We start from the raw sequence: 19501 nt of genomic DNA on the forward strand, positions 1-19501 counted from the left end.
TAATGAGGGCCAATTCCGGCGTAAAGCCGAATTCGCCCAGCCTGATTTGCGTTCGCGGACTTTTAGACGGTTGTCGGGGGCCACGCAATCAAGGATCGCATCAAAACTGCATAAGACATTGATTTTTAATGTGAATTATAAAAACAGCCCGCTGATGATCAGGGCCTGGCCAGCGGCACGGCGGAAATGATGACGAAGGCCTGCGCCAGCGGCCAGTCGTCGGTGATCGACAGGTCGATTTTCGCCTCGAACCCCTCGGGCGTCAGGGCCTGGAGCCGGGCCAGCGCCCCGCCCGTCAACTGCATGGTCGGCCGGCCTCCCGGCAGGTTGACCACCCCCATGTCGCGCCACCAGACACCGTTCCGGATGCCGGTACCTAGCGCCTTCGAGCAGGCCTCCTTGGCCGCGAAGCGCTTGGCGTAGGTCGCGACCACCATCTTCTCGCTCTTGGCGCGCCGCTCCGCCTTGGCCCGCTCGGCCGCGGTGAAGATGCGGTCGAGGAACCGCTCGCCATGGCGCTCGATCACCTTGCCGACGCGGGTGATGTCGATCAGGTCGGAGCCGATGCCGATGATCATGCCCGGCTCCGGCCGCGGTCCATCGCCGCGCGCATGCTGCGCACCGTCTCGGCGAGCCCGACGAACAGTGCCTCGCCGATCATGTAGTAGCCGATGTTGAGCTCCATGATCTCCGGTAGCGCCGCAATCGTCTCCGCCGTCGCGTAGTCGAGCCCGTGGCCGGCATGGATTTCGAGCCCGGCTTGCTTCGCCAGCTTCACCCCCGCCACGATCCGCTGCCATTCCGCCTCGGCCTTCGCGGTATGACCGTCGACGACGGCGTCGCACCAGGCGCCGGTGTGGATCTCGATCACGGGCGCCTTCAGCCGCGCCGCCATCTCGATCTGCGCGGGATCGGCGGCGATGAACAGCGAGACCCGGATGCCCGCATCGTTCAGCCGCGCGATGTAGGGCGCGAGCGCATTGTGCTGGCCGACGACGTCAAGGCCGCCTTCGGTCGTCACCTCCTGGCGGCGCTCCGGCACGAGGCACACCGCGTGCGGCTTCGTGGCGAGCGAGATGCGCATCATGTCGTCGGTCGCCGCCATCTCGAAATTGAGCGGCTTGGAGATCCCGGCCTTCAGCCGCGCCATGTCCTCGTCGCGGATGTGCCGGCGATCCTCGCGCAAGTGAGCGGTGATGCCGTCGGCGCCGGCCTCGATCGCCAGCAGCGCGGCACGCATCGGATCGGGATGGCGGCCGCCGCGCGCGTTACGCACGGTTGCGACGTGGTCGATATTGACGCCGAGGCGGAGCGGAGAAGCGGACATTTCAGGACTCACGAAATCAGGGAGACGGACGCCTACGAAAGGCGTCTATCCATTAACACGTTCGACACGGGCCACGACCGCCTTGGCGCGCAGCTGGGCGAGGATCGCGCTCAGATGCTTGAGATCGTAGACTTCGAGATCGATCGTCGTCTCGGTGAAGTCGGGCGAGCGGCGCTGCATGCTGATGTTGTCGATGTTACCGTCGTGCTCGGCGATCACGGTCGCGATCTGTGCCAGCGCGCCGGGCTCGTTGACGTTCTCGACCTTGATGCGGGCCGGGAAGCGCTGCGGGGCGGAATCCTCGATGTCCCAGCGCACGTCGAGCCAGCGCTCCGGCTCCTCCTCGAAATCCTTCAGGGCCGGCGCCTGGATCGGGTAGATCGTGATCCCCTCGCCCGGCGTGACGATGCCGACGATGCGGTCCCCGGGCACGGCGCCGCCGTTCGGCGCGAATTTCACCGGCAGGTCGGAATTGATGCCGCGGATCGGGATCGCGACCGGGCTGCGCGGCGGCTCCGACGACTTCTCCCTGAGCTTGGCGGCGAGCCCCTTCTTGACGCCGTAGCGCGCGATGCGCTCCTCCTTGTAGTCGGGATACATCGCACGCGCGACGTGGGAGGCCTTGATCTCGCCGCGGCCGACCGCCGCCATGACGTCCTCGATCGAGGTGCGCGCGAGCCGCGGCAGCGCGCCCTTGAGCTTGTCGTCGGCGTATTCGATCTTGGCGCGCTCGAACAGGCGTTCGACGATGCGCCGGCCGAGACCGACATATTGGTCGCGCACCGCCGTCCTGGTGGCGCGGCGGATCGCGGCGCGCGCCTTGCCGGTGACCGCGAGCGTTTCCCAGGCCGACGGCGGCGCCGCCTGCGCCTCCGAGGTCAGCACCTCGACCTCGTCGCCGTTCTGGAGCTCCGAGGACAGCGGCGCGAACTGGCCGTTGATCTTGCAGCCGACGGCGCTGTTGCCGACGTCGGTATGCACGGCATAGGCGAAGTCGATCACATTGGCATGGCGCGGCAGCGCGATCAGCTTGCCCTTCGGGGTGAAGCAGAACACCTGGTCGTGGAACAGCTCGAGCTTGGTGTGCTCGAGGAATTCCTCGGGGTTGGCGCTCTCCGAGAGGATGCCGATGGTGTGGCGCAACCAGGCGAACGCATTGGACTCGCGCTTGAGAAACTCGGTCGGCGAGCCCACGTCTTCCTTGTAGAACACGTGTGCGGCGATGCCGCGCTCGGCGATCTGGTCCATCGCCTCGGTACGGATCTGGAGCTCGACGCGCTGGTTGCCGGGGCCGATCACCGTGGTGTGGATCGAGCGGTAGTCGTTCTGCTTCGGCGTCGAGATGTAGTCCTTGAAACGCCCGGGCACGACCGGCCAGTTGGTGTGGACGATGCCGAGCGCGCGATAGCAGGCCTCGATGTCGTTGACGACGAGGCGGAAGCCGAAGATGTCGGACAATTGCTCGAAGCCGACCGACTTGCGTTCCATCTTGGTCCAGATCGAGAACGGCTTCTTGCGGCGGCCATAGACCCGCGCGCCGAGGCCCCGGTGGCGCAGATTGTTGGAGAGCTGGTCCTCGATCTCGCCGATCAGGTTGCGGTTGCGCTCGGCGAGCGCGTCGAGCCGCTGCATCACCACCGAATAGGCTTCGGGATCGAGGGTGCGGAAGGACAAATCCTCCAGCTCCTCGCGCATTTCCTGCATGCCCATGCGGCCGGCCAGCGGCGCATAGATGTCGAGCGTCTCCTCGGCAATGCGCCGTCGCGACTCCGGCGGCACGAAGTCCAGCGTACGCATGTTGTGCAGGCGGTCGGCGAGCTTGACCAGCAGAACGCGGACATCGTCGGCAATGGCCAGCAACAATTTGCGCAGGTTCTCAGCCTGCTTGGCCTCGCGCGACACCAGCTCCAGCCGCTTCAGCTTGGTCAGGCCTTCGACCAGCGCGCCGATCTCGGGCCCGAAGATCTGGTCGATCTCGGCACGCGTCGCCTCGGTGTCCTCGATCGTGTCGTGCAGCAGGGCAGCCACGATGGTGGCGTCGTCGAGCTTCAGATCGGTGAGAATCGCCGCCACTTCGAGCGGGTGCGAGAAATACGGATCGCCCGAGGCACGTGTCTGCGAGCCGTGCGCCTTCATGGCGTAGACATAGGCGCGGTTCAGCAGGTCTTCGTTGGTATTGGGATTGTAGGACCTGACGCGCTCGACGAGGTCATATTGACGCATCATGCGCGCGCGAGGCTTGGCCGGGCGCCCCACCGGCGCAGTCGGGGCCACGGCAACCGATTCGGTTGCGGCCAGCATCTGCGTTTGTCTCCGGCGCCGATACACCATGCCATCCTGCCTTCAAACGGACCATGAACTGCCCGCATACATCTTAGCCCCGATCGCGCGTGCGTCCGATCAATTCGGTGACAGGCAAGCAACGCGATGCGGCAACGCTATGGTAACCACGAAAACGCCAACAAAAGCAAAGGCCCGAACACGGGTTCGGGCCTCTGATAAGATCACAAGAAATCGACGACTGCGACGGGACGATTACTCGTCCTCCTCGGGCTGTTCTTCCGGCGGCGCGAGGCCCTCGAGGCCCTTCAGGAGCTCCTCTTCGGTCATGCGCTCAACGGCAACTTCGGTATCGTCGGCATCGACGCTGGCACCGGCGGAACCGATCAGCGGGACCGTATCGGGCTCGGGCTCGTCGACCTCGACGAATTTCTGGAGCGAGTGGACCAGCTCCTCGCGGAGGTCCTCCGGCGAGATGGTTTCGTCCGCAATTTCGCGTAAAGACACAACGGGGTTCTTGTCGTTATCGCGGTCAACCGTTAGTTGTGAACCGGACGAAATCATGCGGGCCCGGTGGGCGGCCAGCAGGACCAGGTCAAACCGGTTGTCGACCTTGTCGATACAATCTTCTACGGTGACGCGAGCCATGGACTGTCGCTCCGTTGTGGGTGGGACGAAATATGTGGATGATTGGGGCTAGTTATAGGGGACAGGGCGATTTCGCAAGGCCAATTTGTGATTTGGCCTCGCCAAACGGCTCTGCTACCCCCACATTGGGGCTGGGATGGGTGGTTTGCCGGGCTGCTATTGAGGGTGGCACCGGGCGTATGCAGGTCCGCCATAACTATACCTTGATTGCCACGACTTCTCCGGATTTGCGGTTTCGACGGGCTTCGGCGGCACCATAGACCTGCGCGGCTTGCTGTCGCCGCGCCAACAATAAACGATCAATCACGAACGCTACGCGAGCAAACTGAATGTCACCTTCTGCCACTAACAAGATCGCGCTCTTCATCGATGGGGCCAATCTCTACGCGACGGCGAAAACTCTCGGCTTCGACATCGACTACAAGCGCCTGCTGAAGGAGTTTCAGAGCCGCGGGACGCTGTTGCGGGCGTTTTACTACACCGCGATTATCGAGGATCAGGAATACTCCTCGATCCGCCCGTTGATCGACTGGCTGGACTACAACGGCTACACGGTCGTCACCAAGGCGACCAAGGAGTTCATCGACGCCTCCGGCCGCCGCAAGGTCAAGGGCAACATGGACATCGAGCTCGCCGTGGACGCCATGGAGCTCGCCGAGCACATCGACCAGATGGTGCTGTTCTCGGGTGACGGCGACTTCCGCTCCCTGGTCGAAGCCGTCCAGCGCCGCGGCGTCCGGGTCACCGTGATCTCCACCATCGCGAGCCAGCCGCCGATGATCGCCGACGAGCTGCGCCGCCAGGCCGACGTCTTCACCGACCTCGTCGAGCTGCAATCCAAGCTCGGCCGCGACCCGTCCGAACGCCCCGCCCCGCGTGAGCGCGGCGAGCGTGGCGAGGGACGCCATCACGCCCCGCAGTTCCTCCAGCGCGCGACCACAATGGCGCCGAGGGGCGATGACGACTTCGAGGAGTGAGGCGGCCCGGTCAAGCCGCCAGCCTCTCACCCTCGTCCCCGATCGTGACTGTCCGCTTTGTCCGCGCCTGGTCGCCTTTCGCGAGGCGAACCGCGCGCGCGAGCCGTTGTGGCACAACGCGCCGGTCCCCCCCTTCGGCGACATCAAGGCGCGCCTGCTGATCGTCGGCCTGGCGCCAGGCATGCAGGGCGCCAACCGCACCGGCCGCCCCTTCACCGGCGACTATGCCGGCGACCTGCTCTACGCCACGCTGCTCGAATACGGCTTCGCCAAGGGCACCTATCAGGCGCGGCCCGACGACGGCCTGAAGCTGGTCGACTGCCGGATCGCCAATGCCGTGCATTGCGTTCCGCCGCAGAACAAGCCGCTGCCGGTCGAGATCAACACCTGCCGCCAGTTCCTCGGGGCCACCCTCGCGTCGATGCCGAAGCTGCGCGCCATCGTCGCGCTCGGACGCATTGCGCACGACACGGTGCTCAAACCGCTGAACCTGAAGGCCTCGCAAGCTCCCTTCGGCCACGGCGCCGTGCATCAGGCCGGCGCATTCAGGCTCTACGACAGCTATCATTGCTCGCGCTACAACACGAACACCGGCGTGCTGACGACGGACATGTTCCGCAGCGTGTTCGCGAAGGTGAAGGCCGACCTGGATTAGGGCTCGGCCGGATTGGCCTTCAGCCAGTCCAGGACATCGCCGGCGTTCCGGTCGGGCGGAAACACCGGATAGAACACATGCGTGACCTTGGCATCGTCGATGATCAGCGCAAGGCGCTTGATCAAGGTCAGGCCAGCGACCTCCATGGTCGGCAGATTGAGGGCGCGCGTCAGCGCCAGCTTCTCGTCCGACAGCACGGGAAACGGCAGGTGCAGCCGCGACGCCATCTCGGTCTGGTACGCGTTGCTCTGGGTCGAAAGTCCGAACACCTGCGCGGCGCCGGCAGCTTTCAGCTCGGCAAACAGATCACGAAACGCGCAAGTCTGCGGCGTGCAACCGCGCGCGCCCGGGATCATGTCCCAATCATCGACCAGCCCGATCTTGCCGGGCTCGCCGGTGCGCGGATAGGCGAACACCACGGTCCGGCCGGAGAGCGCTGACAGATTCACCGACGTATCGTCGGTCGCGAGCAGGCTGACCGGAGGCAAGGTCATGCCCTTGAGATGCGCGGCGCCGCCGTCGTCGGCGGGTGCGGGAATCTGGCTCCAATCGACCTCGAGCAGGTTCTTCTGAGTCATCCGCCAACCTCTTGCCGCTATCCCCTCGCCCGCAACAGCCGGCCCTTCTCCCGGCTCCAATCGCGCTTCTTCTCGGACTCGCGTTTGTCGTGCAGCTTCTTGCCCTTTGCAACTGCCAGCTGCAGCTTGGCCCGCCCGCGCTCGTTGAAATAGAGCTTGAGCGGGATCAGCGTCATGCCTTCGCGGTCGACCGCGCCCATCAGCTTGTTGATCTGCTTGCGATGCAGAAGCAGCTTTCGCGGCCGCTTGGGTTCGTGATTGAAGCGGTTGCCCTGGAGATATTCGGGAATGGTGGCGTTGATCAGCCAGATCTCGCCGTCCTTGGAATCGGCGTAGGACTCCGCGATCGTGCTCTTGCCGTTGCGGATCGATTTGACCTCGGTGCCGGTGAGCGCAATGCCCGCCTCGATCGTGTCTTCGATCGCATAGTTGAAGCGGGCCTTGCGATTTTCCGCCATGACCTTGATAGGACGTTCGTTCTTATCGGCCATAACAGACAAATCCGGTCGAGATGCGCGCGTAAGCTAACAGTTTGGATGAAGCGCGCGCGTCACTTCTTGAGGAGATCGCGGATCTCGGTCAGCAGTTCGACCTCGGCCGACGGCTTCGCTGGAGCAGCGGGCGCAGCCTCTTCCTTGCGCTTCAGCGTGTTCATGGCGCGGATCACCAGGAACAACACGAAGGCAACGATGATGAAGTTGATCGTCAGCGTCAGGAAGCTGCCGTAAGCAAGTACTGCGCCTTGCTTTTTCGCATCCGCTAAGTTGGTGGCGGTCACCGCCTTCGACAAGGGGGCGAAGTAGTTCGAGAAGTCGAGGCCGCCGGTCGCGGCGCCGATGATCGGCATGATGACGTCACCGACCAGCGACGTGACGATGGCGCCGAAGGCCGCACCGATGATGACGCCGACGGCGAGGTCGACGACGTTGCCTTTCATGGCGAACTCGCGGAACTCCGTGAGCATCTTCCTGCCCTTCTCGTCGACGCTCATGAACGGCTCCCCGGTTGGCTAAATCAGTTGATCAGCCCAGCATGAACCATCGCGCTGCGCACGGCAACGCGCGTCGGCTCGGTGACCGGAACCATCGGCAGGCGCAGCGTCTCGTCCAGCTTGCCGAGCAGCGACATCGCGTACTTGATCGGCGCCGGATTGCTCTCGATGAAGAGGTTGTTGTGCAGCGGCATCAGCTTGTCGTGGATTGCGAGCGCCGCCTTGGTGTCGCCCTTCGCCCAGGCGGCCTGGAATTCCGAGCACAGGCGCGGCGCGACGTTCGAGGTCACCGAGATGCAGCCATGGCCGCCATGCGCCATGTAGCCGAGGATGGTCGCGTCCTCGCCGGAGAGCTGGTTGAAATCCTCGCCCATCGCCGCGCGCTGCTGCGAGACGCGGACCATGCTGGCGGTGGCGTCCTTGACGCCGGCGATGTTCTTCAGCTCCCACAGCCGCTTCATGGTGTCGACCGACATGTCGATCACCGAGCGCGGCGGAATGTTGTAGATGATGATCGGGATGCCGATCGCATCGTTGATCGCCTTGAAGTGCTGGTACATCCCTTCCTGGGTCGGCTTGTTGTAATAGGGCGTCACGACCAGCACGGCATCCGCGCCAGCCTTCTCGGCGTGCTGCGCGAGCTCGATCGCCTCCTTCGTCGAATTGGAGCCGGCACCCGCGACCACGGGTACGCGCCCCTTGGCTTCAGCGATGCACCATTCGACGACCTTCTTGTGCTCGTCATGGCTGAGCGTCGGGCTCTCGCCGGTGGTGCCGACCGGGACCAGGCCGTTGGTGCCCTCCGAGATCTGCCAGTTGACCAGCGAGCGGAATGCCGCCTCGTCCAGCGAGCCGTTCTTGAACGGCGTGACCAAGGCGGTGAACGATCCCCGGAATTTCGTCTTGGCTGCCATGGACTTCCTCCGTACGCGGCTATCTCTTGAGCAAGCTGCATTCATATCGGGTCTATCCCGCCGGTAAAAGACCCGCTTCCGTGTGACGCACCGTTTAGGCCGCGATTTTGCCGCGGTGGTGGTGCAAACCGGGCAAAGGTAAGCAGCTGTTGGTATTTTGTCCGCATATTCAAGCGAATACAGCTAGGTCTTGAGCCAACTGACTGATTCGGGGCGACCAAACGCCGTGACCTCCTTTCCTCGTTCCGCATGGCGATCCACCGGTCTGGCCGTGTGCCTCATGGCCGGGCTGTCGGTCGGCTGCGCCGCCCTGGCCAAGTCCAATGAGACACCCGCGGACGGCGCCAAGGACACCGCGAAGCCGGCGGCCAAGGACGCCGCAAAGGGATCAGCCAAAGAAACAACGAAGGGAACCGGCAAGGAAACACCGAAGGGCGCGAGCAAGGGAGCAGCTGCCGCCCCGGCCAAGGATGCCGCGAAGAAACCTGGCAAGGATGCTGGCAAGGACGCCGCCAAGGATGCAGGCAAAAGCGCCGGCAAGGAACCCGCCAAGGACAAGCCCAAGCCCGCAGCCGCCGCGCCAAAACCACAGCCGGCCGCCAACGGCTCGCCCCCCAAAACCGCACCCGCGCCGGCCGTGACGGCCACCGTCAGGCCTGCCGCCCCGGCGCCCGTCGCCAAACCCGTCGCAGCTCCTCTGCTTGCGCCGGCGACCCGCCAGCACGCCGCGCCGCGCAAGCCGGTCACGCCGGCCGCGGTCGCTGCGACCTCCTCGACGTCGCAGGCCGACAAGGACACGCTTGAGAACGTCATCGAACTCGTGCGCAAGCGCAAGGCGGCCGACGCCACCAATTACGCCGCCTCGATCTCGGATCCCGTCGCACGAAAGCTCGCCGAATGGATCATCCTGCGCAGCGAGGACAATGGCGCGACCGTGGAACGCTATCGCGCCTTCCTCTCCGCCAATCCGAGCTGGCCGTCGCAGACCTTCCTGCGCCGGCGCCTGGAGGCCGCGATGTGGGACGACAGGCGCGACGATTCGGTCGCGTGGTCGTGGTTCGAGAATGAATCGCCTGTGTCCGCCAAGGGCCGCTTCACGCTCGCCAAGGCGATGCTGGCGCGGGGCGACCGCGCCAATGCCGAGCGGCTGGTGCGCGAGGCCTGGCGCAGTGATCCGATGTCGGAGGAGACCGAGAACAACGCGCTCGACCAGTTCGGCGCCCTGCTGACGCCGGGCGACCAGAAGGCGCGGATGGACACCTTGCTCTACGGCAGCGAGAACGAAGCCGCGCTCCGCGCCGCAAAACGCCTCGGCGCCGGCTATGTCGCGCTGGCCAAGGCCCGCATCGCCTCCGTCAAGAAGGCGCCGAATGCGCGAGCGCTGCTCGACGCCGTGCCGCGCGAGCTGCACAACGATCCCGGCTTCATCTTCAGCAAGATCCAGCTCCTGCGCCGCGAGGAGAAGTTTGCCGAAGCCGCCCAGCTGATGCTGTCGGCGCCGAAGGATCCGAACCGGCTCTACAATCTCGATGAATGGTGGATCGAGCGGCGCCTGCTGGCGCGCAAGATGATCGACACCGAGGAATTCCGCAGCGCCTATCTGATCGCGCGCGATGCGGCCCTGCCCTCGCGCGACATCTACAAGACCGAGCAGGAGTTCACCGCCGGCTGGATCGCGCTGCGCTTCCTCAACGACCCCACCGCCGCCACCCAGCATTTCGCCCGCATCGGCGTCGGCAGCGTCAATCCGACCACGCTGGCGCGCGCCGGCTATTGGCAGGGCCGCGCGGCGGAAGCGGCGGGCCGCCAGCAGGAGGCGCGCAACGCCTACGCCCGGGCGGCCGAGCAATCCACCAGCTATTACGGCCAGCTCGCGCGCGCAAAACTCGGCCTGCCGCAGATCGAGCTCAACAGCCAGCCGCGCGGCCGCGGCGCCGAACGGCTGGAGATCGTGCGCGCCGCGCACCTGCTCTACGAGCTCGACGAACGCGAGATGGCGATACCTGTTCTCGCCGACATGGGCGAGAACGGCGATCCCGAGGCGCTTGCCGGCCTTGGCGAGCTCACCCAGCGCTACAGCGACGCGCGCGGCATGCTGCTGCTCGGCAAGGCTGCGCTCAACCGCGGCCTCCCCTTCGACTTCTACGCCTATCCCGTCAACGGCATTCCGCAGTTCACGCCGATCGGCCCCGAGGTCGAGCGCAGTATCGTCTATGCTATCGCGCGGCAGGAAAGCGCGTTCAACCCCTCCGTGGTCTCGCCGGCGCAGGCTTACGGCCTAATGCAAGTGACGCCGGACGCCGCGCGTTACGTCTGCAAGCGGCACGGCGCGACCTACGATCTGGGGCGGCTGAAGAACGATTCGGTCTACAACGCCACGCTCGGCTCGGCCGAGCTCGGCGGACTGCTCGAGGACTACCGCGGCTCCTACATCATGACCTTTGCCGCCTACAACGCCGGCCGCGGCAGCGTGAAGAAATGGGTCGACCGCTACGGCGACCCACGCGATCCCAAGGTCGACGCGGTCGACTGGGTCGAGCTGATTCCGTTCTCCGAGACGCGCAACTACGTGCAGCGGATCATGGAGAATCTTCAGGTCTACCGCGCTCGCTTCGGCGGCGGCACACGGTTGCAGATCGAAGCTGACCTGCGCCGCGGCACCGGCAGCGTGGAATAGAGCCATCCTCCTGTGCGCTCCCGATTGACCGCCGAGAGCGTCGGCGGCGAGCGCCGCAGCGCGTCCGGACGTGAGCTGCTGAAGAAGAGCTGAAGCTCGCGCGTGATCTTCAGGCGAGCCTTGCTCGACGCTGAGCCCTGAGCGCTCCCTGGTCGTAGTCCGATCGGCAAGCTCGCCGTTCCACGTCCTCGAACATGAAGGCGTCGATCGCCGCCTGCTGCAGCGTCAGGACGGTGGGGCGCTTGCAAGGCCATGCCGGTCAACGGCAGGCGGCCCGTTGCATACATTGCGCGCAGATGCCCGCAGCGCAGAGGCCCCTCCTCCGTAACAGCCTCGTCCAGATCGTCACGGACGATGGAGCACGGGAGCAACGCCAGCCCTCCGCCAGCATTCCGCGGCGTTAGAACAGCCATGCCGCCAAAAGAAAAGCCCCGGCGGTTTCCCGCCGGGGCTCTCTGTCAGGTCGTTAGACCAAACTTACCAGTTGCGCTGAGCGCGGAGCAGCAAGCTGACCGTGTTCTGATCCTTCAGCTCGTACACAGCACCCGGCTTTGCGACAACTGCCGCAGGGCCAGCAGCGAGCGTGCTGATCGTGCCCGCGAACTTCTGGTCGAGCATGGTGTAAGCCACGTCCGCCGAGAAGGTCAGGTTCTTCACCGGCGTCCAGCGGGTGATCAGACCGATCGTGCCGAGGTTGAAGTTCGGGTTGCAAGAGGTGATACCCGCAGTGGCTGCACCCAACGTAGCGAGTTGGTTGCAAATGAGAGTCGCACCACCGTTGCTGTACGTCAGCTGAGCGTACGAACCGTAGATCGCGGTGTTCCAGTACGGATCCCAGTTGTGGGTGTAGGCGCCGCGCATACCCCAGCTCGTAACCGTGTTGATACCGGTTCCGTTGGCGAACACACCGTCAGCCGCACCGGCAAGGCCAATGCTCTGATAGGCACCAGCCAGGTTGGTACCGCCGAACATTGCATAGTTCTGCGAAGCCAAGCTCTGGAAGTTGTAGCGGGTCGCACCATCGGTGTAGACCGCCTGGACGTTGATCACGTCGCCCGCACCAGTCGGAATGTTCTTGATGGACAATGCCGCCTGGACAGCCCAGCCCCACTTGTCGCCCGGATGACCGGCCGCTTCGGTTCCGACAAGCCCCGGAGTCGCGTAGTACGCTACGTGGTTGTTGTGCGCCGCGGCGGACAACTGGAACAGACCCCAAGCCTGGTCAATACGGACCATACCCTGGATGTCAGGAGCCCGCGTGCCGCCGAAGGCATTGATGCCGTAGCCGCCGGTACCAAAATTCGCGACCGAAACGCCGGCGCTGGTGTTGTACAGGTTGCTCTGATAGTAGGCCGTCGGATCCACCGCCGAAATCGCGGCAGTTATGCCCTGACCGAAGTCGGCAGTATAGGTGAACTGGTTCACACCAGTGACCGTGCCGCCGCCGCCGGTCAGACCGTCGAAGTTGTTACCCGGATAGTTGGTCCAGGGAGCGTCGAACTGGGCAACAGCTTTACCCATCGTGAAGCCCGCGAACTGGATGAAGGCGTAGTACACGCCGAGCGTACCGCCGGCGATTGCGCCTGAGGTGGCATTGTTGGGTCCGCCAACGCCCGTAGCGCCGAGCTGCGAGTAAACGGTGGAGCCGTTGCCGGTGCCGTTGCCCGTGTAGTTATCCGTCGTCCACGAGAACACCACGTCGGCGAAGGTACGAACCACGCCGTATTCGGTCGCGGTGCGCGTGTCGACGTTGAAGTCTTCACGGGCGCGAGTGACGTAGTAGTTCGTCAGACGGTTCGCAGAACCGTTAACACTGCTGAAGTTACCGTTGAAATCGGTAGCGTTGATCGCGACTTCAGCACGCAGGTAACCACCCAGCTTGATGCAGGTGTCAGTGCCCGGGATGTAGTAGAATCCGGCACCGTACAGGGAGCAGATCTTCACGTATTCGACCGCTTTGGCCTTCACGGGGAGATCGGCTGCCTGTGCTCCGCCAACGGCAATCAGACCTGCCGCTGAACCGAGCAAAAGGCTCTTAACCAACTTCATGTTAAACCTCCAAGTTTGCTCTATAGGGAAGGTTCCGGATCCGCTGGGTGACGACACCCTAAGGTTGGTTCCCTTGTCCCTTAACTCACCGCTTAGTCGCTTCGCGCCTTCGGACACACCCGCTGAACGCGAGGGACTTAAGCGAACCACCTAAAACGGGACGACCTCGGGATGCCCCCCTCCGTCGCTCAGTCACAATTACCGAACGTCTTTGCACACACAACAAGAGAACGCTCCGTAGCGAGCCCATGACGTTTGTTTTCCGAAGGGTGTTGCACAAATAACACGCAGATGTGATCGAAGCGCTCTCGCAACATATTGTTTTTGCTTATTTTTCTAGGACGGTTCCGTTTGCCGTCAAAATTCCCCACCTGAGGCGTTGTGGACGGAACTCCGGCCTGAACAGGCTTTGACGCGCACGAATCGTGGAATCAGAAGGAGACTCAAGGAGAAGGCACACAGGTCTTCCCGCGACTCTCCACCAGGCGCAGACATGGTCGCGGCAACGCTCAAGGCGCGCTGCGAAGGCTCTTTATCGATGGTGGGGATGATTGAGACCGGAGCGGACAGCTCGGCTGGCGGAGACGGAGGGATTCGAACCCTCGATAGGCCTTTACAAGCCTATAACGGTTTAGCAAACCGCCGCCTTCAGCCACTCGGCCACGTCTCCAATATGCCGGGTATGCCCGACACGGCGGCGAGCCGCAAGCGGCAGAATCAAGGTCTGTGCGTTCTTTCACCTGAAAGCGACCGCCGGACGACCGCGAAAGCCTGGCGCATGGATCAGCGCGGCACGCGCAGCCGATTCGCGCTCTCTATATATGTGTGCATCCATCCACGGGATTGCCGGATCCGCCGCTGCGAGGGCGCATTCAGCACCACCTCGCCGGCTCAGATATTGAACCAGACGCCGGAGCTGCGCCGGGACGGAAGGCCCAAGACCTCTATATCCCCGGCAAGAGGCCCGTCTTGTGCGGCCGTCCGGGTTCCAGAGCGGAATCGTCGGGCGGCGGCTCGGTCATGCCGCGCGGGTCGATGCGGCGACTCGACGAAGGAACTTGATTGAGCGCAATCGGGCTGCCAGTGAAGACAAGGGGGTGGATGCGATTCTCGGCTCAGTGAGCCGAGACCCACGCCCTCGCCTCGCGCTGCGCGGCCGAGATCTCGGCGTCCGACATCTGCCCGGCGACTTCCTGGCGCAGCGCCACAGCGTCCTTGCGGCCCTTCAGCGCGGCGAGGTTGAACCATTTATGTGCGGCGACGAGGTCGACGAGGCCGGAGCGGCCGCTCGCCCAATAGATCCCGCGCTCGAACAACACGTCCGACAGCGCGCTCGCGTCGATCGGCGTCGCCGTCTCCAGATCGAAAGTACCCTGAAACATAACGCATCCCCTTTTTTTCTGCCGCCTCGTTCCCCCGAGCGCGGCTCCCGTCCAAAGACCTGTTCAACTCATCCCCATGCCGTTTGCCGGCTTGTTGAAGGCGATGATGGCGGGCAAATTTGAATGGCAGTTTAAGTATCGCGATGAAGCAGACGTAAACGCACCCGCACGGGGCGCGCGCGACGAATGCAAGAAGTCCCCACTTTGCAGGCACTTCTGCGATTCGTCAGATTCGGTTTACCCTGGGATCTTGGGAGAACGATAACCATCGCGCGCGGTGACGCGTGTCCTGCGGTTACAATTCGTGGGAGGGGCGCGTTGTGGGAGGGGCGCGCCGGCAAAGCCACACGGGCGCCTCGCGTGGCCACCCCGTGGCCGACAAGGCCGCGCAGCGCGAAGCGCGCGACTTTAGGAATCGGAGCGACGGCTTCGCATTGCGCCTGCGCGGCGCGCCGTCGCGGCAAACGACAGTTCGCCGCAGCCCTCGCCTGCCCCAAGGCAGCGCGGCCACGTCACGGTCAGATCAGCAATGTGGGAAAAGGGAATGCCGGCAATACCCCGGCCTCAAAAGAACGAGGGCGTCGGCGAACACGTCAGGACCAGATTCCACGTTGGCCCGAAGGCCGCTTGTGAAATTGCGGAGCCCTTGAGAAGGAGAACCGCACCGAACGAAGAAAACTTGTTTCTTCTGCCGGACCGTACTTTGGCGAGCGAACCCGCGAAAGAGAACGATCCGACCGTTGGCCTGATGTCTCGCCGACACCCTCTATCGCCGACCAGAACCTGTTAGAAGGCGCTGATGACGTGCCGGCTCTCTAGGAGCCGGCAACTTCAGAAGCGAAGTTACTTCTTCTTCGCGACCTTGCGGGTCTTCTTCGCAGTCTTCTTCACTGCGCTCTTCGCCTTCTTCGCCTTCTTCGCCTTCTTCGCTTTCTTGGCCATGTTGCCCTCCGATGTGTGAGATGGCTGTAATCGCTGCATGCAGTCGGGGATCGAATGCACACTCATCCCGAATACACCAACACGACGAAAAAAACAGCTTCTCGCTTAAAGAAGTGTTGACGGCACAACGCGCCTGCGCTTGGCGAGCGCGATGCGGGCGCACTGCATGACGCGTGCTTGCGATCGCGGGGAGTGCCCGCATCGTCGATGTTTGCGCGAGATGCGATTGCAGAAAAACACTACACGGCAAGTATTTTTCTGCACGCGCGCATTGCGCATGCGCGATGCGATGATGTGCATGGTCGATCCCGCGATCGCCGCGCAAGGGCGCTTCGCGGACTCTGAGTCGCGAGTTTTGGCAACGAAAATATTTTCATGCTTAACGGCGCAAGCGCTCGTCAGCGCGTGTGGAAGCCGCCGTTTTGCGCGAATCGCGTGGCGGCGATTCGGCCGCCGCATCGCCGTCGGTCGGGATGGAGTTTGCCGCCGAGGGTGCGCGCGAGCGTCGCAGCGCGAACCGGAAACGAGGTGACGAAGCGTATCCGTCACCTCGTTCGAACGTGTGACGTCAGATGCCGAGCTTCGACTTCAAGAGGTCGTTGACGCTCTGCGGGTTGGCCTTGCCGCCGGACGCCTTCATCACCTGACCGACGAACCAGCCGAGCGACTGCGGCTTGTCCCTGACCTGCGCGGCCTTGTCGGGATTGGCCGCGATGATGTCGTCGACCACCTTCTCGATCGCCGAGAGATCGGTGACCTGCTTCATGCCGCGGCTTTCGACCAGCGCGCGCGGATCGCCGCCCTCCTGCCAGACGATCTCGAACAGATCCTTGGCGATCTTGCCGGAGATCGTGCCCTCGCCGATCAGGTCGATGATCGCAGCCAACTGCTCGGCGTTGACGGGAGAGGCCGTAATATCCCGGCCTTCCTTGTTGAGACGGCCGAACAGCTCGTTGATCACCCAGTTCGCCGCCATCTTGCCGTCGCGGGCGCGGTTGCCGAGCGTGTCCAGCACCGTCTCGTAGAACACCGCGCTCTCGCGCTCGGCGACCAGCACGCTCGCATCGTAAGCCGACAGGCCGAAGTCGGCGACGAAGCGCGCCTTCTTCTGGTCCGGCAGCTCCGGCAGCTCTGTCTTCAGCTCGTCGACGAAGCTTTGCGAGAATTCGAGCGGCAGCAGGTCGGGATCGGGGAAGTAGCGGTAGTCATGCGCCTCTTCCTTGGACCGCATCGATCGCGTCTCGCCCTTGTTGGGGTCGTAGAGCCGCGTTTCCTGGTCGATCTCCCCGCCGTCCTCGAGGATCTCGATCTGGCGCCGCGCCTCGTACTCGATCGCCTGGCCGATGAAGGTGATCGAGTTCATGTTCTTGATCTCGCAGCGGGTGCCGAGCGGCGCGCCTGGCTTGCGCACGGAGACGTTGACGTCGGCGCGCAAAGATCCCTTCTCCATGTCGCCGTCGCAGGTGCCGAGATAGCGCAGGATCGAGCGCAGCTTGGTCACATAGGCCTTGGCCTGCTCGGCGTCGCGGATGTCGGGCTTGGAGACGATCTCCATCAGCGCCACGCCACAACGATTGAGATCGACATGGGACATGGCCGGCGACTGATCGTGCAGCAACTTGCCGGCGTCCTGCTCAAGATGAAGGCGCTCGATGCCGATGGTCGCGGTCTTGCCGCCATCCAGTTCGACCACGACCTCACCTTCGCCGACGATCGGCGATTTGTACTGGCTGATCTGGTAGCCCTGCGGCGAGTCCGGATAGAAATAGTTCTTACGGTCGAACACCGAACGCAGGTTGATCTGCGCGTTCAGCCCGAGCCCGGTCCGGACAGCCTGTCTGACGCATTCCTCGTTGATGACGGGCAGCATGCCTGGCATCGCGGCATCGACCAGCGACACGTGGCTGTTCGGCTCGCCGCCGAACGTGGTCGAGGCGCCCGAGAACAGTTTTGAGTTCGACGTCACCTGGGCATGGATCTCCATGCCGATGACCATCTCCCAGTCACCGGTGGCGCCCTTGAGAAGCTTGTGCGTGGCCGTGCTCATGTCCTGCTCCCGAGCAGCGTGGCAGCGATCCGCTCCCACTCCGCCTCCAATGAATCCTTTGCCGCGGGTTGGCCGGCCTGGCGATACCAGTAGCCGGCATTGCCGAGATCGCCTTCGACCCGGTGCAGATAGGCGTGCACCCAGGCAGCGTCACGGCTGCTCTCGTCCTGAACGATCTTGTGCGCCTGATCCCAGTCGCCCTTCGCGGCCCACCAGAGGCCGGCGAGCGGCGCACTCAGATCCGGCGCGGGCGCCGCGCCGTCGAGGCTCGCGATGAACGCGGCGACATTCACCACCACCTCGCGGGCGTGAAGCGGCCGGCGGCCTGTTCGATCACCTCGCCGAGCGAGAACAGCGTCTCCTCGTCGAACGGACGTCCGATCAGCTGCAGGCCGAGCGGCAGGCCTTGCGCGTCCTTGCCGGCGGGCACGGCGATGCCCGGCAGGCCCGCCATGTTCACGGTCACCGTGAAGATGTCGTTGAGATACATCTCGACGGGATCCGCCCCGCCCTTCTCGCCGATGCCGAAGGCCGCCGACGGCGTCGCCGGCGTCAGGATCGCGTCGACGCCCTTGGCGAAGCAGTCCTCAAAATCCTTCTTGATCAGCGTCCGCACCTTCTGCGCACGCAGATAATAGGCGTCGTAATAGCCGGCCGAGAGCACATAGGTGCCGATCATGACGCGGCGCTTCACCTCCGCGCCAAAACCCTCGGCGCGGCTGTTCTCGTAGAGCTCGATGATGTTCTTGCCCTGCTCGCGCAGTCCGTAGCGGACGCCGTCATAGCGCGCGAGGTTGGAGGACGCCTCCGCCGGCGCCACGATGTAATAGGCCGGCAGCGCGTATTTGGTGTGCGGCAGCGACACCTCGACGAGCTCGGCGCCGGCCGCCTTCAGCCAGGCCGCGCCCTCGCTCCAGAGTTTCTCGATCTCGGCCGGCATGCCGTCGAGGCGATACTCCTTGGGGATGCCGATCCTGATGCCCTTCACGGACTTGCCGATCGCGGCCTCATAGTCCGGCACGGCAATGTCGACCGACGTCGTGTCCTTTGGATCGTGCCCGGCCATCGAGCGCAGCAGCATCGCGCTATCGCGCACGCTGCGCGCGATCGGGCCGGCCTGGTCTAGCGAGGAGGCGAAGGCGACGATGCCCCAGCGCGAGCAGCGGCCGTAGGTCGGCTTGATGCCGACCGTCGCGGTGAACGCCGCCGGCTGGCGGATCGAGCCGCCGGTGTCGGTCGCGGTCGCGCCCATGCACAGCAGCGCCGCCACGGCCGAGGCCGAGCCGCCGGACGAGCCGCCTGGCACCAGCGTCGTGTTGCTTCCCTCACGCCGCCAGGGATTGCCGACGGGGCCAAAGCACGAGGTCTCGTTGGCCGAGCCCATCGCGAACTCGTCATTGTTGAGCTTGCCGAGCATCACCGCACCGTCGCGCCACAGCTGCGAGGTCACGGTGGACTCATAGGTCGGCACGAAATTGCCGAGAATCTTCGAGCACGCCGTGGTGCGCACGCCCTTGGTCGCGAACAGATCCTTGATGCCGAGCGGGATGCCGGCGAGCGGGCCGCCCTCACCCTTGGCGATCTTCTCGTCCACGGCCTTGGCCATGTCGCGCGCGCGATCGGGCGTCTCCATCACGAAGGCATTGAGCACGCGTGCGGCTTCGATCGCGTTCAGATGCGCGTCGGTGAGCTCGAGGGACGTGAAAGTCTTGGCCGCGAGACCCTTGCGGGCCTCGGCGAGCGTCAGCGATGTCAAATCGGTCATTTATTGATCGGGCTGCAGAAGAACGGAGACAGGGTTTTGTCGTTGGCCGGGTCGTCTTTTTTCTTGGCGGCGGCGTTCGCGGCGGCCTCGATCTCGTCGAGCACGGCATTGACGGCGACGTTGGGATCGGCAGCCTTGCCCTGCCGCTCCATCTTGTCGAGATAGTTCATGTAGGCCTGATAGGCCTTCTCATCGTCGCAAAGCATGCACATCGGACTTGGTCCTAAGGCTCTTTAGTTTGACGCGTTTTCTTTACGCGAACCGGCTTC

17 protein-coding genes and 1 tRNA gene are annotated in these 19501 nt (G+C 64.1%); 3 read left to right on the plus strand and 15 right to left on the minus strand.

Annotation, left to right across the window (positions count from 1 at the left end):
• Nucleotides 1-158: 158 nt before the first annotated feature.
• The 4 genes from acpS to rpoZ all read right to left on the minus strand — a co-directional run bounded on the left by acpS (nt 159) and on the right by rpoZ (nt 4255).
• Nucleotides 159-578 (minus strand): holo-ACP synthase, encoded by a 420-nt coding sequence (acpS, locus tag ABIA90_RS17490; RefSeq protein WP_354079197.1) that lies wholly within the window; start codon nt 576-578, stop codon nt 159-161.
• Nucleotides 575-1327, minus strand: coding sequence for a pyridoxine 5'-phosphate synthase (locus tag ABIA90_RS17495; protein ID WP_354117968.1), 753 nt, complete (start codon nt 1325-1327; stop codon nt 575-577). Before ABIA90_RS17495 ends, acpS begins: the two co-directional genes overlap by 4 nt.
• Before the next feature lie 45 nt (nt 1328-1372).
• Nucleotides 1373-3658 carry a RelA/SpoT family protein gene (locus ABIA90_RS17500; RefSeq protein ID WP_071913178.1) on the minus strand — a complete coding sequence of 762 codons (2286 nt, stop codon included), beginning with the start codon at nt 3656-3658 and terminating at the stop codon, nt 1373-1375.
• A 204-nt stretch (nt 3659-3862) separates the two neighbouring features.
• Complete coding sequence (gene rpoZ / locus ABIA90_RS17505) at nt 3863-4255, minus strand: DNA-directed RNA polymerase subunit omega (RefSeq protein WP_014494742.1); 393 nt, start codon at nt 4253-4255, stop codon at nt 3863-3865.
• A 329-nt stretch (nt 4256-4584) separates the two neighbouring features.
• Between rpoZ and ABIA90_RS17510 the strand changes: the two genes are divergently transcribed.
• The gene (locus tag ABIA90_RS17510) at nt 4585-5232 is read left to right on the plus strand and encodes a LabA-like NYN domain-containing protein (protein ID WP_071913176.1); all 648 of its coding nucleotides are present in this window, start codon (nt 4585-4587) and stop codon (nt 5230-5232) included.
• Entirely contained in the window at nt 5213-5887 is a 675-nt protein-coding gene (locus ABIA90_RS17515; RefSeq protein WP_063982832.1) for a uracil-DNA glycosylase, read from the plus strand. The genes ABIA90_RS17510 and ABIA90_RS17515 overlap by 20 nt, the downstream gene beginning before the upstream one ends.
• On the opposite strand, the gene ABIA90_RS17520 is transcribed toward ABIA90_RS17515, so the two are convergent.
• Genes ABIA90_RS17520 through dapA form a run of 4 tightly spaced genes read right to left on the minus strand, consistent with a single transcriptional unit; the run spans nt 5884 to nt 8370 of the window.
• A complete protein-coding gene (locus ABIA90_RS17520) occupies nt 5884-6465 on the minus strand; it encodes a peroxiredoxin (RefSeq protein ID WP_071913174.1) in 582 nt (193 codons plus the stop codon). The genes ABIA90_RS17515 and ABIA90_RS17520 overlap by 4 nt on opposite strands.
• A 17-nt stretch (nt 6466-6482) precedes the next feature.
• Nucleotides 6483-6956 carry an SsrA-binding protein SmpB gene (smpB, locus tag ABIA90_RS17525; RefSeq protein ID WP_008133025.1) on the minus strand — a complete coding sequence of 158 codons (474 nt, stop codon included), beginning with the start codon at nt 6954-6956 and terminating at the stop codon, nt 6483-6485.
• 59 nt (nt 6957-7015) lie between these two features.
• Nucleotides 7016-7429 (minus strand): large conductance mechanosensitive channel protein MscL, encoded by a 414-nt coding sequence (gene mscL / locus ABIA90_RS17530; RefSeq protein WP_063986320.1) that lies wholly within the window; start codon nt 7427-7429, stop codon nt 7016-7018.
• Nucleotides 7430-7479: 50 nt separating this feature from the next.
• Nucleotides 7480-8370: a 4-hydroxy-tetrahydrodipicolinate synthase gene (gene dapA / locus ABIA90_RS17535; RefSeq protein WP_038975901.1), complete on the minus strand. Its 891-nt coding sequence runs from the start codon at nt 8368-8370 to the stop codon at nt 7480-7482.
• A gap of 280 nt (nt 8371-8650) precedes the next feature.
• Between dapA and ABIA90_RS17540 the strand changes: the two genes are divergently transcribed.
• Nucleotides 8651-11047 carry a lytic transglycosylase domain-containing protein gene (locus ABIA90_RS17540; protein WP_354117967.1) on the plus strand — a complete coding sequence of 799 codons (2397 nt, stop codon included), beginning with the start codon at nt 8651-8653 and terminating at the stop codon, nt 11045-11047.
• Nucleotides 11048-11524: 477 nt separating this feature from the next.
• Here ABIA90_RS17540 and ABIA90_RS17545 read toward each other — a convergent pair whose 3' ends face one another.
• The 7 genes from ABIA90_RS17545 to ABIA90_RS17575 form a co-directional block, all read right to left on the minus strand.
• On the minus strand, nt 11525-13096 hold the full coding sequence (locus tag ABIA90_RS17545; protein ID WP_071913168.1) for a porin: 1572 nt from the start codon (nt 13094-13096) through the stop codon (nt 11525-11527).
• A 576-nt stretch (nt 13097-13672) separates the two neighbouring features.
• A tRNA-Ser gene (locus tag ABIA90_RS17550) sits at nt 13673-13766 on the minus strand.
• Between the two features lie 445 nt (nt 13767-14211).
• Nucleotides 14212-14478 (minus strand): hypothetical protein, encoded by a 267-nt coding sequence (locus tag ABIA90_RS17555; protein WP_014494734.1) that lies wholly within the window; start codon nt 14476-14478, stop codon nt 14212-14214.
• 1510 nt (nt 14479-15988) lie between these two features.
• Nucleotides 15989-17467, minus strand: a complete 1479-nt coding sequence (gene gatB, locus ABIA90_RS17560) for an Asp-tRNA(Asn)/Glu-tRNA(Gln) amidotransferase subunit GatB (protein WP_354117966.1) — start codon at nt 17465-17467, stop codon at nt 15989-15991.
• Entirely contained in the window at nt 17464-17766 is a 303-nt protein-coding gene (locus tag ABIA90_RS17565; RefSeq protein WP_028155069.1) for a hypothetical protein, read from the minus strand. The genes gatB and ABIA90_RS17565 overlap by 4 nt, the downstream gene beginning before the upstream one ends.
• Nucleotides 17757-19232 (minus strand): Asp-tRNA(Asn)/Glu-tRNA(Gln) amidotransferase subunit GatA, encoded by a 1476-nt coding sequence (gatA, locus tag ABIA90_RS17570; RefSeq protein WP_063982825.1) that lies wholly within the window; start codon nt 19230-19232, stop codon nt 17757-17759. The genes ABIA90_RS17565 and gatA overlap by 10 nt, the downstream gene beginning before the upstream one ends.
• Entirely contained in the window at nt 19229-19444 is a 216-nt protein-coding gene (locus tag ABIA90_RS17575) for a hypothetical protein (RefSeq protein ID WP_014494728.1), read from the minus strand. The genes gatA and ABIA90_RS17575 overlap by 4 nt, the downstream gene beginning before the upstream one ends.
• Between the last annotated feature and the right edge of the window lie 57 nt (nt 19445-19501).

Origin of the sequence: Bradyrhizobium sp. LA6.8 (genome assembly GCF_040547935.1) — a bacterium.
GTDB classification, from domain to species: domain Bacteria; phylum Pseudomonadota; class Alphaproteobacteria; order Rhizobiales; family Xanthobacteraceae; genus Bradyrhizobium; species Bradyrhizobium barranii.

Coding starts and splice junctions, on each gene's coding strand:
- ABIA90_RS17510 (WP_071913176.1), top strand. CDS start 4,585: ATGTCACCTTCTGCCACTAACAAGATCGCGCTCTTCATCGATGGGGCC.
- ABIA90_RS17575 (WP_014494728.1), bottom strand. CDS start 19,444: ATGTGCATGCTTTGCGACGATGAGAAGGCCTATCAGGCCTACATGAAC.
- dapA (WP_038975901.1), bottom strand. CDS start 8,370: ATGGCAGCCAAGACGAAATTCCGGGGATCGTTCACCGCCTTGGTCACG.
- ABIA90_RS17540 (WP_354117967.1), top strand. CDS start 8,651: ATGGCCGGGCTGTCGGTCGGCTGCGCCGCCCTGGCCAAGTCCAATGAG.
- gatB (WP_354117966.1), bottom strand. CDS start 17,467: ATGAGCACGGCCACGCACAAGCTTCTCAAGGGCGCCACCGGTGACTGG.
- acpS (WP_354079197.1), bottom strand. CDS start 578: ATGATCATCGGCATCGGCTCCGACCTGATCGACATCACCCGCGTCGGC.
- rpoZ (WP_014494742.1), bottom strand. CDS start 4,255: ATGGCTCGCGTCACCGTAGAAGATTGTATCGACAAGGTCGACAACCGG.
- ABIA90_RS17555 (WP_014494734.1), bottom strand. CDS start 14,478: ATGTTTCAGGGTACTTTCGATCTGGAGACGGCGACGCCGATCGACGCG.
- ABIA90_RS17515 (WP_063982832.1), top strand. CDS start 5,213: ATGACGACTTCGAGGAGTGAGGCGGCCCGGTCAAGCCGCCAGCCTCTC.
- mscL (WP_063986320.1), bottom strand. CDS start 7,429: ATGCTCACGGAGTTCCGCGAGTTCGCCATGAAAGGCAACGTCGTCGAC.
- ABIA90_RS17520 (WP_071913174.1), bottom strand. CDS start 6,465: ATGACTCAGAAGAACCTGCTCGAGGTCGATTGGAGCCAGATTCCCGCA.
- ABIA90_RS17545 (WP_071913168.1), bottom strand. CDS start 13,096: ATGAAGTTGGTTAAGAGCCTTTTGCTCGGTTCAGCGGCAGGTCTGATT.
- ABIA90_RS17500 (WP_071913178.1), bottom strand. CDS start 3,658: ATGGTGTATCGGCGCCGGAGACAAACGCAGATGCTGGCCGCAACCGAA.
- gatA (WP_063982825.1), bottom strand. CDS start 19,232: ATGACCGATTTGACATCGCTGACGCTCGCCGAGGCCCGCAAGGGTCTC.
- ABIA90_RS17495 (WP_354117968.1), bottom strand. CDS start 1,327: ATGTCCGCTTCTCCGCTCCGCCTCGGCGTCAATATCGACCACGTCGCA.
- smpB (WP_008133025.1), bottom strand. CDS start 6,956: ATGGCCGATAAGAACGAACGTCCTATCAAGGTCATGGCGGAAAATCGC.